Annotated in this window: 12 protein-coding genes and 1 tRNA gene; 5 read left to right on the top strand and 8 right to left on the bottom strand. The window is 67.4% G+C overall.

From position 1 onward, the window contains the following. Positions 1-42 precede the first annotated feature (42 nt). Together GGR48_RS06050 and GGR48_RS06045 are read left to right on the top strand one after the other, a co-directional pair. Positions 43-297, top strand: a complete 255-nt coding sequence (locus tag GGR48_RS06050) for a hypothetical protein (RefSeq protein ID WP_183951005.1) — start codon at positions 43-45, stop codon at positions 295-297. Between the two features lie 65 nt (positions 298-362). Beyond that, positions 363-447: transfer RNA gene (locus GGR48_RS06045), tRNA-Leu, on the top strand. A 7-nt stretch (positions 448-454) separates the two neighbouring features. Here GGR48_RS06045 and cobA read toward each other — a convergent pair. From cobA to GGR48_RS06005, 8 genes are all read right to left on the bottom strand, one after another. Next, positions 455-1,240, bottom strand: coding sequence for a uroporphyrinogen-III C-methyltransferase (gene cobA / locus GGR48_RS06040; protein WP_420854064.1), 786 nt, complete (start codon positions 1,238-1,240; stop codon positions 455-457). Then, the gene (locus GGR48_RS06035) at positions 1,233-3,833 is read right to left on the bottom strand and encodes a molybdopterin-dependent oxidoreductase (protein ID WP_183951003.1); all 2,601 of its coding nucleotides are present in this window, start codon (positions 3,831-3,833) and stop codon (positions 1,233-1,235) included. The genes cobA and GGR48_RS06035 overlap by 8 nt, the downstream gene beginning before the upstream one ends. Before the next feature lie 133 nt (positions 3,834-3,966). After that, positions 3,967-4,320 (bottom strand): nitrite reductase small subunit NirD, encoded by a 354-nt coding sequence (nirD, locus tag GGR48_RS06030; RefSeq protein WP_183951002.1) that lies wholly within the window; start codon positions 4,318-4,320, stop codon positions 3,967-3,969. Continuing rightward, positions 4,317-6,797: a nitrite reductase large subunit NirB gene (nirB, locus tag GGR48_RS06025; RefSeq protein ID WP_183951001.1), complete on the bottom strand. Its 2,481-nt coding sequence runs from the start codon at positions 6,795-6,797 to the stop codon at positions 4,317-4,319. Before nirB ends, nirD begins: the two co-directional genes overlap by 4 nt. 28 nt (positions 6,798-6,825) lie before the next feature. Beyond that, positions 6,826-8,073 carry a nitrate/nitrite transporter gene (locus GGR48_RS06020; protein ID WP_183951000.1) on the bottom strand — a complete coding sequence of 416 codons (1,248 nt, stop codon included), beginning with the start codon at positions 8,071-8,073 and terminating at the stop codon, positions 6,826-6,828. Positions 8,074-8,349: 276 nt separating this feature from the next. Then, entirely contained in the window at positions 8,350-9,003 is a 654-nt protein-coding gene (locus GGR48_RS06015; protein WP_206362479.1) for a GyrI-like domain-containing protein, read from the bottom strand. Between the two features lie 44 nt (positions 9,004-9,047). After that, positions 9,048-10,259, bottom strand: coding sequence for a CmpA/NrtA family ABC transporter substrate-binding protein (locus tag GGR48_RS06010; RefSeq protein WP_183950999.1), 1,212 nt, complete (start codon positions 10,257-10,259; stop codon positions 9,048-9,050). Next, entirely contained in the window at positions 10,256-10,837 is a 582-nt protein-coding gene (locus tag GGR48_RS06005; protein ID WP_183950998.1) for an ANTAR domain-containing response regulator, read from the bottom strand. Before GGR48_RS06005 ends, GGR48_RS06010 begins: the two co-directional genes overlap by 4 nt. A gap of 302 nt (positions 10,838-11,139) precedes the next feature. Here GGR48_RS06005 and GGR48_RS06000 point away from each other — a divergent pair, with 302 nt between their 5' ends. The 3 genes from GGR48_RS06000 to GGR48_RS05990 all read left to right on the top strand — a co-directional run bounded on the left by GGR48_RS06000 (position 11,140) and on the right by GGR48_RS05990 (position 16,308). Continuing rightward, the gene (locus GGR48_RS06000) at positions 11,140-12,069 is read left to right on the top strand and encodes an arabinan endo-1,5-alpha-L-arabinosidase (RefSeq protein WP_240456032.1); all 930 of its coding nucleotides are present in this window, start codon (positions 11,140-11,142) and stop codon (positions 12,067-12,069) included. Then, positions 12,066-13,121: a family 43 glycosylhydrolase gene (locus tag GGR48_RS05995; protein ID WP_183950996.1), complete on the top strand. Its 1,056-nt coding sequence runs from the start codon at positions 12,066-12,068 to the stop codon at positions 13,119-13,121. The genes GGR48_RS06000 and GGR48_RS05995 overlap by 4 nt, the downstream gene beginning before the upstream one ends. A gap of 280 nt (positions 13,122-13,401) precedes the next feature. Beyond that, the gene (locus GGR48_RS05990; protein WP_183950995.1) at positions 13,402-16,308 is read left to right on the top strand and encodes a TonB-dependent receptor; all 2,907 of its coding nucleotides are present in this window, start codon (positions 13,402-13,404) and stop codon (positions 16,306-16,308) included. Positions 16,309-16,690: the final 382 nt, after the last annotated feature.

Below are 16,690 nucleotides of genomic sequence, written 5' to 3'. Positions count from 1 at the left end.
CGAAGAACGCCACGCGCGCGCCGGATCGCTGGAGCCGGCCTCATGCTGCTGGCGCCGCCGCTGTTGTGGCTGGCTTTCCTATGGTCGGAGCCGGCCAGGACCGGCCTGCCGGCGCCGGTCCTGGGCTATGGTCTGGCGGCCTTGGCGATTCTGCCCGGCCTGATCGGGTTGGGCATGCTCGATCTGCGGCGGCGGACGATGCTGCTGATCCTGCCGCTCTATGTCGTCGCGATGGCGATCGTCCTGGTGGCGACGCTCGGTGTGTCGGGCTGTATCCTGCTGGGCGAGTGCGGCTGATTCGTCCTTGGCGACAATCGGCGCTTGCACCGTACGTCACCCTCGTCTAGCAGCGCCTCTTCGCTGCCCCTGTGGCGAAATTGGTAGACGCATTCGACTCAAAATCGAACGCCGCAAGGCATGCTGGTTCGAGTCCGGCCAGGGGCACCACTTCCGGTCACAACCGGGTATCCATCTCCGCCATGTCGCAGGATCGGCGTTCCGCCGGGAGCCGGCGTGCGCCCACCGCTTCGCCGATCAGCAGGAGCGCAGGGTCCTTGTCGCCGATGGTGCGGGTCAGGAAACCCAGCGCGTCGAGGCGGCCGGTGATCAGCCGCTCGGTCGGCAGCGAGACGTTGACCGCGATCATCACCGGCGTGTCCGCCGGCATCCCCGCCGCGATCAGCTGGCGCGCGATTTCGGGCGCGGCGGCGCGGCCCATATAGACGGCGAGCGTCGCATCGGGTGCGGCCAGCGCCGGCCAGTCGAGCGACAGCGGCTCGCCCGCGCGCAGATGCGCGGTGACCAGGGTCAGGCGACGCGACAGGCCGCGCAGGGTCAGTGAGATCAGGCCCGACGCCGCCGCCGCGCTCGCGGCCGTGATGCCCGGACAGATATGGACCGCGATCCCGGCTGCGCGGCAGGCATCGATCTCCTCCGTCGAGCGGCCGAAGATCGACGGATCGCCGCCCTTCAGTCGGACGACGCGTTTTCCGCTGCGCGCGGCGGCGACGATCAGGCTGTCGATCGTGCCCTGGTCCTTCGAATGGCGGCCCGAGCGCTTGCCGACGCTGGTCAGCTCGGTCGATACGGGGACCATCGCCAATATCGCCGGTCCGACCAGCGCGTCGTAGAAGACGATGTCGGCGGCGGCGATCAGCCGTTCGGCCTTGCGCGTCAGCAGTTCGGGATCGCCGGGCCCGGCACCGACCAGCCAGACCGAACCGGCGGGAAAATCATCCATGCGCATGGGCAGGCTCCTGGGCTTCGGTGAGCAGGCGGGCGAGGGCGGGGCGGCACGATCCGCAATTGGTGCCAGCCCCCAGTGCGGCGCCGATCGCGGCGACATCGGCCAGTTGCTGGTCGCGGATCGCCGCGACGATGGTGCGGACGCCGATGTCGAAACAGGCGCAGACGATCGCGCCCCGATCGACCTGCGCGCCGGGGGCACGACCCGCGAGGATGGTGGGCGCGACCTGTGGCGCGCTGAGTTGCGCGATCAGCCAGTCGCGCGACGGCAATTCGCCACGCTCGGTCACGAACAGCACGGCGGCGAGCTGGTCGTCGGCGATCACCGCGACGCGCCGCGACCCGCGTGCGGGGTCGGTCGCCTCGATCCGCTGACCCCGGGGGAGCAGCGCGTCGAGCGCCGCCGGGTCGCCATCCCCCGCCACTTCCCATAGCCAGCCGCCGGGCACCGCGACGCGGGTTGCCCACAGGCAATCGGGCGTCGCATTCGCCTCGCCCGACAGGATGACGAAGCCGCGCCAGCGGGTCGCGACGGCGGCGATGCTGGCGGGGGTGCGCTTGAAGCCGGGCTGGCCCGAATAGGGATCGGTCAGCGGGCGAGGGAGCAGGCCGGTGCGGCCGCCGGTCGCGGTCCGGTCGGTCCAGTGGATGGGTACGAACAGCTCGCCCGGCCGCTGTCCGGTGCTGACCGACACGCGATAGAGGCTGGTCCCCTGCGGCGTGCCGACCCGTGCCAGCCCGCCATCGGTCAGGTTCAGGCGCGTGGCATCGTCGGGATGCACCTCGACCAGCGGCTCCTCGCGGTGGCGGGCCAGCTTGGGGGCGAGGCCGGTGCGGGTCATCGTATGCCAGTGATCGCGATAGCGGCCGGTGTTGAGCGTCAGCGGCCAGTCGCGCAGCGGTGCGGGAAGCGGCTTCTGCGTGACCGTAACCAGCCGGGCACGGCCATCGGCCGTCGGGAAATGGCCATCGGCAAAGGGCGTGCCGCCCCAGCGGAACGGCTGCATCGCGTCATAGTCCGCATTGCCGGCGCTCGACTGGCCGGGCAGCGCGAACAGGCGCGAACCGTCATTTTCATAATGGGATAGACGGCAATGTTCGCGCCAGATCTCGGCCGGGCGGTCATAGGCGAAGGCGGTCTTCCAGCCCATGCGGCGACCGACCTCCTTGATGATCCACCAATCGGGTTTCGCGTCACCGGGCGGAGGAAAGAGCGCGCGCTGGCGGCTGATCGTCCGGTCGGAATTGGTGACGGTGCCGTCCTTCTCGCCCCAGGCGGCGGCGGGCAGGCGGACATGGGCGTGGGCGGAGCTGTCGGTCTCGGCGATCACGTCGCTGACCACGACGAAGGGGCAGGCGGCCAGCGCCTCGCGCACCGCGCCCGCATCGGGCATCGAGACGGCGGGATTGGTGGCCATGATCCACAGCGCCTTGATCCGCCCCTGACCCAGTTCGCGAAACAGGTCGACCGCCTTCAATCCCGGCTTGGGCGCGATGGTGGGGGCGGCCCAGAAGCGCTGGACGCGCGCGCGGTTCTCGGGCGCGAAGTCCATATGCGCGGCTAGTGTCGAGGCCAGCCCGCCGACCTCGCGGCCGCCCATCGCATTGGGCTGTCCGGTGATCGAGAAGGGGGCCGCGCCCGGCTTGCCGATTCGCCCGGTCGCGAGGTGGAGGTTGAGGATCGCGTTCACCTGATCGGTGCCGGTGGTCGACTGGTTGATGCCCTGGCTGAACAGCGTGACGGTGCGCGGCGTGGCGGCGAACAGTTCGTAGAAGCGGCGGAGATCGGCCGGCGCGACGTCGCAGGTCTTGGCGACCGACCACAGGTCGCTGCCTTCGTCCAGCGTGGTCCAGAAATCCTCCGGCGTCGTGACCGAGGCGGTAAGGAAATCGGCGTCCACCACGCCCGCCGCGCGAGCCCAGGCGAGCGCGCCGTTCATCAGCGCGACGTCGCTGCCCGGGCGCAGCGCGAGATGCAGGTCGGCCTGCTCGGCCGTCTCGGTCCGGCGGGGATCGATGACCACCAGCTTGGCGCCGGCGTCGCACCGGGCGCGGATACGCTGATAGATGATCGGGTGGCACCAGGCGGTATTGCTGCCGACCAGCACGATTAGGTCGGCGGCGTCGATGTCCTCATAGGTGGCGGGAACGATGTCCTCGCCGAACGCGCGGGTATGGCCCGCCACCGCGCTCGACATGCAGAGCCGCGAATTGGTGTCGATATTCGCCGAGCCGATAAAGCCCTTCATCAGCTTGTTGGCGAGGTAGTAATCCTCGGTCAGCAACTGGCCGGAGACGTAGAAGGCGACGCTGTCGGGGCCGTGCTGCGCGATCGTGTCGCGGAAGCGCTTGGCGACGAGGTCGAGCGCCTTGTCCCACGACGCGCGGCGCTTGCCGATCATGGGCGTGAGCAGACGGCCTTCGAGGCCGACCGTTTCGCCCAGATGCGTGCCCTTGGAACAGAGCTTGCCGCGATTGGCGGGGTGGTCGGGATCGCCCTCGATCCGGACTTGGCGGTCGCCGGTCACGGTCGCGCGGATGCCGCAGCCGACGCCGCAATAGGCGCAGGTGGTTTTGATGGCTGTCACTTATTCCTCCCCTGTAAGGGGAGGTGGCAGCGCGCAGCGCTGACGGAGGGGTGTCGCCCTCTCGATAGGGTTACACCCCTCCACCATGCTGCGCATGGTCCCCCTCCCCTTACAGGGGAGGAATGACAGCCCCTCACGCCGCCGCCTTCAGGGTGCTGGCACGGCAGATCAGGACGCGGCCGCCGCTGATCTTCACCGGCACCACCGGCGTGCAACCCTTGTCCTCGCCCAGCGCTTCGCCGGTCGACAGGCTGATCCGCCAATTGTGCAGCGGACAGGCCACCGCGCCGCCATGAACGATGCCCTGGCTCAACCGCCCATGTTTGTGCGGACATCGGTCGAGCAGCGCGAAGACCTTGTTCTCGCCGGTGCGGAAGACGGCGATGTCATGGCCGCCCTCGACCTGCACGGTGCGGGCACCGCGCACCGGGATTTCGTTGACCCAGCCGATATCGAGCCAGTCGCCTGCCAAAGAACCAGAGGTCATGCCATTTCCTCCTGCGGCGTGAAGCGCGCCATCGGCGCATGGATTTCGCGTTCCTCGCCCGCGACGCGCGCGGCCCAGGGATCATCCTGCGAGAAGCTCTGCGAATAGAAGAAGCGGCGGGCGAGTTCGGCGCGCGCCTCCTCATCGGGCAACAGCCGCGACTGGATGTAGGCCAGGCCCACCCGCTCGATCCACGGCGCGGTCCGCTCCAGATAGCGCGCCTCTTCGCGGTAGAGCTGGACGAAGGCGGCGCACATCTCCATCGCCTCGGCCTCGGTCGCGACCTTGCAGAGCAGGTCGGTGGCGCGGACCTTGATCCCGCCATTGCCGCCGACATGGAGTTCGTAGCCTGAGTCGACGCAGACCACGCCGAAGTCCTTGATCGTCGCCTCGGCACAGTTGCGCGGGCAGCCCGACACCGCGATCTTGAACTTGTGCGGCATCCAAGAGCCCCAGGTCGCGCGCTCCAGCTTGACGCCCAGCCCGGTCGAATCCTGCGTGCCGAAGCGGCACCATTCGGAGCCGACACAGGTCTTCACGGTGCGAAGCGACTTGCCATAGGCATGGCCCGAGACCATCCCCGCCGCGTTCAGATCGGCCCAGACGGCGGGCAGGTCCTCCTTCCTGATGCCGAAGATGTCGAGCCGCTGGCCGCCCGTCACCTTGACCATCGGCGCGTTGAACTTCTCGACCACATCGGCGATCGCGCGCAGTTCCTTCGGGGACGTGATCCCGCCCCACATGCGCGGCACGACCGAATAGGTGCCGTCCTTCTGGATATTGGCGTGCATGCGTTCGTTGACGAAACGGCTCTGCTGGTCGTCCTGATATTCGCCGGGCAGCGCGCAGAGCAGATAGTAATTGAGCGCGGGGCGGCAGGACGAACAACCGTCAGGCGTCGACCAGTGCAGCTTCTGCATCACCTCGGGGATCGACTTCATTCCTTGTGCGACGATCTCGCGACGTACATCGTCATGGCCGAAGCTGGTGCATTTGCACATGGTTTTCGGCCCGGCCTCGACTTCTCCGCCCAACCGGATCGACAACAGGCTCTCGACGATGTTGGTGCACGAGCCGCAGCTTGCCGACGCCTTGCAGCCGCTCCGCACCGCATCCAGGCTGTGCGCGCCGCCGTCGATGCAGGCGAAGACCTTGCCCTTGGTCACGCCGTTGCAGCCGCAGATTTCCGCATCGTCGGAAAGCGCCGCAACGGCCGCCTTAGGGTCCGCGAGGGCGCCCCCCTGGGCAAAGGCCTGTCCGAAGATCAGCGCGTCGCGAATATCGCCGACGCTCTCGCCCTTTTTGAGCAGGTCGAAATACCAGTTGCCGTCGGCGGTATCGCCGTAGAGCACCGCACCGACGATCCGGTCGTCCTTGACCACGACGCGCTTGTAGATGCCACGGCTCGCGTCGCGCAGCACGATGTCCTCCGCGCCGTCACCGCCGCCGAAATCGCCCGCCGAGAACACGTCGAGCCCGGCGACCTTCAACTTGGTCGCGGTGGCGGTGGGGCGATAGCCGCTGGGGCTGCCGGTCAGCGCATCGGCGAGGCTGCGGCACATGTCCCAGAGCGGCGCGACCAGCCCGTAGACTTGTCCGTCATGCTCGACACACTCGCCGACCGCCAGGATGCGCGGGTCGGAGGTGACCATATGGTCGTCCACCTTGATCCCGCGCCCGACCTCCAGGCCCGCCGCACGGGCGAGCGCGACCGAAGGACGGATGCCGACCGCCATCACGACCAGATCGGCGGGGATTTCGCGTCCGTCCTTCAGGCGGATCGCCTCCACCTTGCCGTCGCCCAGGATCGCGGCGGTGTCGGCGCCGGTCAGCACGGTCTGGCCGCGCGCCTCCAGCGCCTGTTTCAGCAGCCAGCCCGCCGCTTCGTCCAGCTGCCGCTCCATCAGCGTCGGCATCAGATGGAGCACGGTGACGGTCATGCCCCGCAAGCTCAGCCCATGCGCCGCCTCGAGCCCCAGCAGGCCGCCGCCGATCACCACCGCGCTGCCGCCCCGCTCGGCGGCGGCGAGCATATGCTCGACATCCTTCATGTCGCGGAAGCTGATGACGCCGGGCAGGTCGTGGCCGGGGACCGGGATGATGAACGGATCGGAGCCGGTCGCGATCAGCAGCCGGTCATAGTCGAGCACCATGCCGCTCTTGGCGGTGACGGTCCGCGCTTCCCGGTCGATCGCGGTGACGGGATCGCCGCTGACCAGGGTGATGCCATTATCGGCATACCAGTCATGGCCGTTGATGACGATCTCGTCGAAGGTCTTCTCACCCGCCAGCACCGGCGACAGCATGATCCGGTTGTAGTTCACCAGCGGCTCGGCGCCGAAGATGGTGATGCGATAGCGGGCGGGATCGCGGGCCAGCAATTCCTCGACCGCGCGGCATCCGGCCATGCCGTTGCCGATGACGATCAGGTGCTCGCGGGTATCGACCTTCGCAGGGGTGACGACTTCGTGTTTCATCGGTTCGATCCGTGGAAGAGGAAAAGCATCAGATCCGCACGCCCTCGGCCGCGCCCCAGCTGCGGCGCCAGCGGGTCTTGACCAGCATCAGGCCCGCCAGTGCGACCAGGGCCAGCGCGGCGAAGATCAGGAACCCGCCCGAAAAGCTGCCCGTCCACTGCTTGGCGAACCCCAGCGACGAGGCGAGGTAGAAGCCGCCGATCCCGCCCGCCATGCCGACGAGCCCGGTCATCACGCCGATCTCGGCGGCGAAACGCTGCGGCACCAGCTGGAACACCGAGCCGTTGCCGACCCCCAGCGCCAGCATGGAGAGGACGAACAGCGCCAGCGAGGCCGCGAACCCGTCGACCATCGCCACGCCGGTCAGCGTGACGGCGGCGGCGGCGAACACGGCGAGCAGCGCCTTCACGCCGCCGATCGCATCGGCGAGCGCCCCGCCCATCGGCCGCACCAGCGACCCGGCGAAGACGCAGGCCGCCGTCGCGTACCCCGCCTGCACCGGCGTCAGCCCGAACCGGTCCGTGAAATAGATGGGCAGGCTGGCGGCGAGCCCGACGAACCCGCCAAAGGTGACGGCATAGAAGCCCATCAGCCACCAGGCATCGGCCTGGCGAAGCGGCGACAGATATTCGACCAGACGGCGGGGCGGCGGTGCGCCCGGCGCATCCTTGGCCATCACCATATAGGCGAGGAAGACGAGGGTTAGCGGCAGGCAGGCCAGACCCAGCACGGCGTTCCAGCCGAACAGCTTGGCGAGCGCGGGCGCGAAGAGGGCGGCGAGCACCGTGCCCGAATTGCCCATGCCGGCCAGACCCATCGCCTTGCCCTGATGCTCGGGCGGATACCAGCGGCTGGCGAGCGGCAGTGCGATGGCGAAGCTCGCCCCGGCAAAGCCCAGAATGACACCCAGTGCCAGCGTTCCGCCAAAGCTGTTCACCCCCAGCGCCCAGGCCGCGAACAGCCCGCCGATGACGATCAACTGGCTGATCGCGCCCGCGCGCTTCGGCCCGATCCGGTCGACCAGCAGCCCGTTGACGACCCGCAGCACCGCGCCCGCCAGCGTCGGCACCGCGACCATCACGCCCTTCTGCGCCGGGGTCAGCCCCAGGCTGGCGGAGATCTGCGGCGCCAGCGGGCCGAGCAGCACCCAGACCATGAAGGCCAGGTCGAAGTAGAGGAATGCCGCGATCAGGGTCGGCGTATGCCCGCTCGACCAGAAGCCGCCGTCATCGGCCGCTTTCGCCTTTTCGGTGTCGTCCCAGAATGCCGTCGCCATCGTGCCGTCTCCGGGGGCCATAAGGCCCAAACAGAAAAAGCCGCCAGGACGTGGGACCCGTGGGTCACATCCTGGCGGCTTCGTTGCCTCCAAACGGATTGCGGGAATAATCCCGCGTCCGCCAGCGCGCTACCCCGTCATTGGAGCGGCATCCGCTGCTATCTCGTGCCCGACGCCATTGCCGGGCGAATCGAAAATTGCCTCAATCGCGATGCGGGCGCAAGTCCCTTTCGCAATCGCAGCAAACCCATGCCCGATTGTCTCTTGCCAGCGGCGTTACGTGACAGCGCGGACCGGCTGACGCAGAATGGTCTTGAGCCTGGCCGCGTCCGTCTTGCGGGGATCACTCAGATACACCTCGTGATGCGGGCCGTCGAAGGTGACGCCTCGTCCCGGCATCACCGCTTCGTGCAGGCGCTTCAGGACCGGGCCTTCGTCGTCATAGCTGCCGATGTGCAGAATCTGGAGCGACCGGCCCTCCGCATAGGGTTCGAAGCGCAGCGAGGCGGGGCGGTCGTCCCTCTTGGCCAATGTCTTGGCGACCGCGTCCTCGAACATGGCGGGTGTGACGAAGTCGGGGACCATGATCATGACGGTCCATTGCCAGCGGTCCTTTTCGCGCCGCACGAAACTGCCCGGATCGTCGGCCCACCATAGCGCCTCCAGCGGCGGCACGACATAGTCGCGCGCCAATCCGTCCTTCGCGGCAAACTTCATCGCATAGCTGACGCCGTACAGCCATTCGACCGCGGTCCGATAGGCGGGTGCCGTATTGGGATCGCCGGCGCCGTCGATCTTCACGAACGACAAGGTCGGGACAATGATTTCCACGAAATCGTGCTTCGGAGGATTGAACAGGTCGCGAAGCTGCTTTTTCAGATCGAGCTTGTCCATCGCCGGCCCCTGCTGGAGATCATGACCGGGATGCATCCTGCAAGTCCCGGCCCTTCGACGGCAAGCGCGGATTTTCGGGTTCAGGGCAGGCCGGCGAGATACCCCGGAATATCGTCCGGGTCGAAGGCCCGCCCGTCGAAGAAGCGGTCGCTGCCCAGCACCAGTCGTCCTTGCGTCGAGCCCGCGCCGATCGGCTCGGCCAGCGCGCCTTCCAGCTTGGAACTGGCGCCGGGCAGCGGTGCGCCCGAGCCCGCGAGCGCGGCGCGGTACAGGTCGGGGCGGAACACGCCTTGCGCGGTCGCGGCATCCGCGTTCGAGAAGGGCAGGCCCTCCCAGCGGACCATCTGCGCATAGAGCCAGCCCGCCTGGCTGCGCCATGGGAAGTTGGCGGCCTCGCGATACTGGAACATGAAGTCGGGATAATGGACGGGGTTGCCGCCCGGCACCACGCGAATGCGGTCGGTGATGGCGCGCAGGATCGCATCGACGGGGGCGTCGAGATAATGCGGCCGTGCCAAGATGGCGGCGCTCTGTTCCACCGTCGCGGGATCGACGAAATGGGCGGCGGCGGCATGGAGCGCGCGGATCAGGCGCAGCACGCCGTCGCGCCGCTCCTCGGCCCGGTCGGCGCGCATCGCCAGCACCTTCTCGACCCCGCGTCGCCAAATCTGCGCGGTGGCCAGCGCGATCCGGCCGACACCGCGATCGACCGCGATCGAGTTCCACGGCTCGCCGACGCAGATGCCATCGACTTCGCCCGCCGCCAGCGCGTCGGCGGCGAAGGGCGGGCTGGTCACGACGATCTCGACATCGTGATCGGGGCGGATGCCGACCCCGGCCAGCCAGTAGCGCAGCATGTAATTATGGCTGGAATGGCGATGCACCACGCCGAAGCGCAGCGGTTTGCCCGCCGCACGCCGCTGCGCCGCTTCTGCCTTCAGGGCAGCCCCGATCGCCACCGGATCGCCCAGCGTTTCGCCGAGACCGATGGCGTCTCCGAGCACGGTCGAGACGGTGATCGCGTTGCCGTTCAGCCCCAGCACGAAGGGCACCGCCATCGGCACCGCCGGCCGGTCGCGGCCCAAAGCGGTGGCGATGGCGAGCGGCGCGACCAGATGCGCGGCATCGGTATGGCCATAGAGCAACCGATCGCGCACCGCCGCCCAGGTCACGTCGCGAACCAGCTCGATCCCGACCCCCGCCGCCTCGGCAAAGCCCAGTTCGTGCGCCAGGATGGGCAGCGCGGCATCGACCAGCGGGAGGAAGCCGATGCGGAAAATCTCGGCGCTCATGGCACGTCTCCCATCAACTGCTCGCTGGTCACGATCGCCTCGGCCACGTCGGCGATGCGGCGGTTGGTGGTCATGGCGTGGCTGCGCAGCAAGGCATAGGCGGCGGGTTCGTCCAGCCCGCGCCGCCGCATCAGGATCGCCTTGGCCCGGTCGATCACCTGCCGGTCGGCCAGCGCGGTCTTCGCCTCGGCCAATTCGGTCTGGAGCCGCGAAAAGGCCTGGAAACGGCGCACCGCCAGATCGAGGATCGGCTTGATCCGCTGCTTGGCCAGGCCATCGACGACATAGGCGGACACGCCCGCATCGACCGCCGCCATCGTCGCCTCGGGCTCCGACTGGTCGACGAACATCGCAATCGGCCGGTCGAGCGCGCGCGACATGGCGAAGAAATCCTCCAGCACGTCGCGGCTGGGATTTTCGAGATTGATCAGGACCACCTCGGGCGCGGCGCGCTCCACCTGCGCGGCGAGCGGGCCGCCGGGGTCGATCACCACCAGATCGGTCAGCCCCGCCTCGCGCAGGCCATCCGAGATGATCGCCGCGCGCGTGCTGCTGGTATCGATGATCGCGATCCGCATGGCGGCTTAGTGCCGTGTCCGTCGAGCGCCGACAAGGGGGGCGATCGGACGGCGATGCGGGTGAGGATGACCACCTTGTCATGCATGTAAGCGAATGGCGCTTGCCATGCCATATGTCGGACTATATCGCTGCTCCCAATGGCCAGACAAATCATGGCCTTGTGAGGGGAGGGACGTCAGCGACCATGCGCGGTTTGCGCCGATTTTGGAGCCCGCGCGGCGCATGTTCCCTGTTCCTCGGGGCGGCCCTGTCGTCGGTCGCGGTGGGGGCTGCCGGACAGCATTTGGCGCTCTCGGGCGATATGGCCCCTGCGCATGATCCGGTCCTGATCCGCGAAGGCCAGGACTATTACGCCTATTCGACCGGACAGCGGGGGCGGGTGCCGCTGGTCGCGCGGCGGTCGCGCGATCTGCGACACTGGACCGCGCTGCCATCGCCGCTGGGTGCCATTCCCGACTGGGCGCTGGTGGCGGTGCCGGGCGCGCGTGAGATGTGGGCGCCCGATATTGCCCGGGTCGGGGATCGCTATCGCCTCTATTACTCGGTGTCGCGCTTCGGGCAGCAGCGCTCGGTGATCGGGCTGGCCACCGCCGCGACGCTCGACCCCGCCAGCCCGGCCTATGGCTGGCGCGACGAGGGGTTGGTCGTCGCCTCCCAGGCGGGCGATCCCTATAATGCGATCGATCCCGCCTTCGCCCGTGATCGGCAGGGCGGCGAATGGCTGGCGTTCGGCAGTTTCTGGGGTGGTATCCAGCTGGTCCGGCTCGACCCGCGCACCGGCAAGCCCGCGCCGGGTGCGGTTCCCCAGCCGATCGCGCGACGCGGGCCCGGGGAGGGGGATGGCGGCGCGAACCCGATCGAGGCGCCCTTCATCATCGACCATGGCGGCTGGTACTGGTTGATCGTGTCGTTCGACCTGTGCTGTCGGGGCACGAAGAGCAGCTATCATCTGACGGTCGGGCGGGCGCGATCAATCGTGGGGCCTTATGTCGATCGCGCGGGCCGTCCGATGCTGGACGGTGGCGGCACGGTGCTGTTGCAGGCCGATGCGGCGGGGCGCGACCGGTTTCGCGGGCCGGGCCATGCCGGCGTCCTGCAGGATCGCGACGGCCGCGATTACCTGATCCACCATGCTTATGACGCAGCGGCCAGTGGCACGCCGACGCTGCGCATCGTCCGATTGCGTTGGGACGCGGCCGGCTGGCCCTTTGTCGGAAAGGAAAATCCATGACCAAGATCGAGATGACCCGGCGCGCGCTGATCGCGGGCGGGGTCGCGGGGGGTGCGGCGCTGGCCGCCGCGCCGCTGCTGGCGAAGGCGGGGCGTACGACCGGGGGCGAGCGCGTGACCAATCCGCTGATCCGCCAGCGCGCCGATGCGCAGATCGCACTGCAGGCCGATGGGCTTTATACCTTCATGGCCTCGGTCCCCGAATATGACCGGGTGGTGCTGCGCCGGGCGAAGACCATCGCCGGGCTGGCGACCGCGCCCGAGACGGTGCTGTGGCGGCGGCCGGCATCGGGCAAGATGGCCGGGCATATCTGGGCGCCCGAAATCCATCAGATCGATGGCCGCTGGTATGTCTATGTCGCAGCCGGCGATGGCGGCGACGTGTTCCACATCCGCACCTATGTGCTGGAGTGCGACGGACCCGATCCGGTCAAGGGTCGCTGGTCGGTGCGCGGCCAGCTCGAGACGCCGTGGGACACGTTCACGCTCGATTCGACGACCTTCGTCCATCGCGGCACCCGCTATCTCGCCTGGGCGCAGCAGGAGCCGGGGATCGAGACCAACTCCAACCTCTATCTTGCACCGCTTGCCAGCCCGACGACGCTGGCCGCCAAGCCCACCCGATTGACCGTACCGACGCTGCCCTGGGAAATTCGGGGGTTCAAGGTCGCCGAGGGGCCGGCACCCCTGATCCGCAACGGGCGCGTCTTCATGACCTATTCGGCCAGCGCCACCGATGCGCGCTATTGCATGGGCATGCTGACCGCGCGCGACGACGCCGATCTGATGGACCCGGCCGCCTGGACCAAGTCGCCCGAGCCGGTCTTCCAAAGCGCGCCCGAGCGTCGCATCTATGGCCCCGGCCATAACAGCTTCACGGTCGACCGCGCCGGGCGCGACGTGCTGGTCTATCATGCCCGCGATTATGAGAAGATCACCGGCGATCCGCTCTATGACCCCAATCGCGATACGCGGGTGCAGCGCTTTGGCTATCGTGCCGATGGCACGCCCGATTTCGGCAAGCCGCTGGCCAACGGGCCGACGCTGATCTGAGGAATCCCGTCATGCCGACGCCATCGTAATTAACACAGACAAAGTCCCGAAATGTCGGCATGGCGGACACAATTGTTGGATGGCCGATTTTCTTGAATAATATCAGCACTGATTGCGCTAACATGCGTTTTGCCCGGTTTTGCGCAGGTGTGACCCAAAATCCACGCTGTTACAGTCGTTTCATAGATTGTTCATAAAGCCTTGACGGCGGTATAAGATAGTCAGACAAATGATCCCGACACAGGCACCGAAAGTTCGGGCCATAGGAGGGGATCTGGGTATGAAGCACCACGTCTTGTTGCTGTCGGCGGCGCCGCTGGCATTGATCGCGGCCCCCGCCGCCGCGCAGCAGGCCACCCCGGCCGAGGCGGCGCGCGCCGCCGATCCCAATGCGCCGATCGAGGCGCAGGCGCCCGTCGCGCAGGAGCAGGCGACGGCCAGCGCCGCCGGTCGCAGCCCCGGCACCCAGGCGACCGAAAATCTGGATAGCGAGGTCGATCCGCGCGACATCGTCGTCACCGGCTACCGCGCCAGCCTGGGCAGCGCGCAGGCGATCAAGCGCAATTCGGACGCGATCCTCGACGCGATCGTGGCGCAGGACATCGGCAAATTGCCCGACAACACGGCGGCCGAATCGCTGGCCCGTGTGACCGGTATCCAGGTCAACCGCTACAGCGACGAAGTGACCCAGGTGTTGGTGCGCGGTCTGCCCGACGTGGCGACCACCTTCAACGGCCGCGACATCTTCACCGCCGAGAATCGCCGCGCCGCGCTTCAGGACTTCCCCGCCGGCGCGCTCGCCGGTCTGGAAGTCTACAAGTCCGGCACCGCCGACCTGCTCGAACCGGGCCTAGCGGGCCTGATCAACGTGCGCTCGCGCCGTCCCTTCGATTTCGAAAAGGGCTTCACCGTCGCGGGCGGCGTGCGGGGCACCTATAACGACCAGAGCAAGAAGTTCGACCCGCTCGGCAATCTGCTGGTCAGCCAGCGTGCTGACACCGCGATCGGTGAGATCGGCTGGCTGATCAACGCCGCCTATACCCAGGCGCAATATCGCAACGCGGTGCGCTGGGGCGAGGGCAACACCGCCTCGCCGACCGCCGGCACGACGATCCTGCCCGCCTCGGTCGGCCGCAACTTCCAGATTCCGACGGCGGTCGGCGTCTATAACGACAGCGGCAAGCGCTGGCGCCCGGCGGTCAATGCCAGCGTCCAGTGGCGCCCGGCCCACAACCTCGAACTTTATTACGACTTCCTCTATCAGGGCTATCGCGGCGAGATCGCCAATGACTGGTTCCGCGTGCCGTTGCTCGACAACAATCCGACGCTCAGCAACGTCGTGCTGCGCCCCGGCCAGCCCGAGCAGGTCGACAGCCTGACCAAGATCGGCGGCTTCCGCCCCGAAGCGTATCGCAGCACGGTCAAGGGCTATACCAACACCTATCAGGCCGCCGGCGGCGCCAAATGGGATATCGGCCGCGCGCATCTGTCGACCGATCTGGCCTATACCAACTCGATGTACGGTTCGGACGAGTGGAGCTTCGACACCGCCTTCTCCCGGGCGCCGACCGCTGATGTCCGTTTCTTCGTCGACAATGGCGTGTCGTTCGACCTGCCGGGCTTCGAGGCCAGCAATCCGGCCAATTACATCTGGCGCGGCTATTTCGAGGCGACCTACCGCGTGCAGGGCAAGGGGTGGCAGTGGCGCACCGATCTGGACCTGGAAACCGACTCGTCGCTGTTCCCACGCCTGCAAGTGGGTGTACGCTGGACCGATCGTGACGCCTCGCTCAAGCGCGGCAACCGCTATGCCTATACCGAGCCGTTGGGGATCGGACTGGCACAGACGCCGACCGGCGATCTGGGGCTGACGCAGGATGCGTTCCGTACCAACCAGGGCTTCCGCAGCTGGCTGATGCCCAGCCGCGACGGCATCGCGGGCAATGCCGCGCAGCTTCGCCAATTCTCGTACGACGCGCTGGCACGACTGGTCGCGGCCAATCCGGGCGATACCGGCTATCGCGAGGCGCTGGGCCGGTTCGCGACGCAGAACGTCCAGCTCAACCCGCTCGAAGCGTTCCTCGCCGATGAGCAGACCTATGCCTTTTACGGCCAGGCGAAGTATGAATTCTATTTGGGCAAGGTCCGCTTCGATGGCCTGATCGGTACGCGTGTCGTCAATACCGTGGGCACCTATCAGGGTATCTCGACCGTGGAGTTCGATGGCGTGCGGCGTAGCGAGCTCCGTACGACCCGTGCCAACTATGTCGACGTACTGCCCAACTTTTCGCTGCGCATCCGGCCCGACGACAAGCTGCAGGTGCGTTTTGGCGTGACGAAGACGCGGACCAAGCCCGAGTTCGGCCAGCTCAACCCCGCGCTCAATATCGCTCAGAATACGCAGGCGGTGATCCCCGACCAGCCGCTCGATCCACGCTTCCCCGCTGGCCTCAACACCCGGCCCAACGCCTTTGGCAGCGGCGGCAACCCGGATCTCGAGCCGCTGACCTCGACCAACTACGACGCGACGGTCGAATATTACTTCTCGCCCACCGCCTCGATCACGGCGGCGGTATTCTACCGCGATCTGAACGGGTTCATCGACCGCTACGTCAACCGTACGATCGACCCCGTCTATGGCCTGATCGAAATCAGCCGGCCCGAAAACGCCGGCAAGGGTCGGATCAAGGGCGTGGAAGTCGGCGGCCAGACCTTCTTCGACTTCCTGCCGGGTCTGTGGAGCGGCTTCGGCATCCAGGCGAACGTCACCTATCTGGAAGGCAAGCAGCGTTACCCCGCCAATCTGTTCGCCTCGGCCGGCGGCACCACGGAAGCGCCGTTCGTGCCGATCACCGGTCTGTCGAAATGGACCTACAACGTCGCGCTGTTCTACGAAAAGGGTGACGTTTCGACCCGTTTGTCGTTCAACAATCGCGACGCGTTCCTGAACGGCAACTTCATCAACGGCGACGGCTTCTACAATGGCGAGGGCACGACCCGCGTCCAGCGTCTGGACTTCGCGTTCAACTACAACCTGACCAAGGAAATCACGATCGCGTTCGACGCGGCGAACCTGCTGGCCAAGCCGTTCAACAATTACCGCAGCTATGGCAACGGCCTGTCCTACCCGCGCGACGTGCGCGACGAGGGCCGCTATTACGGCGTGGGCGTCCGCTTCCGCTTCTGATCCCTTACGGGTCTTGGGGTCCCTTCACGGGCGGGAATGGCACAGATGCCGTTCCCGCCCTTTTTGCACTCTTTCCTCCCCTGGGGGCAACTGTGATGCTCATGCGAGAGCGATAGGCTGTCGCTTTCGGATCATGGCGTTGAGGATGACGAGGAGCTGCCGTGCGACGGCGATAAGGATGGTCTTTGGCGCCTTGCCCTTGGCGCGCATCCTGTCGCGTGTCAATCGGCGTCCAAAAAGGACCCCCTATCGGCGTCCAAAAGGGACCCCCTTCGTCGAGCAGCGTGACGGGTATGACGGGTGCACCGTTCGCGCTGGTTGCGGCGTAGGGCGGGCGTAGCCCGACCGGAGGCGCAACCAGCGCGAAGCGTTCTCTGCCGGT

This window comes from Sphingomonas pseudosanguinis (assembly GCF_014196255.1).
Classification (GTDB): Bacteria; Pseudomonadota; Alphaproteobacteria; order Sphingomonadales; family Sphingomonadaceae; genus Sphingomonas; species Sphingomonas pseudosanguinis.
This window is presented reverse-complemented; position numbering and strand designations above follow the sequence as displayed.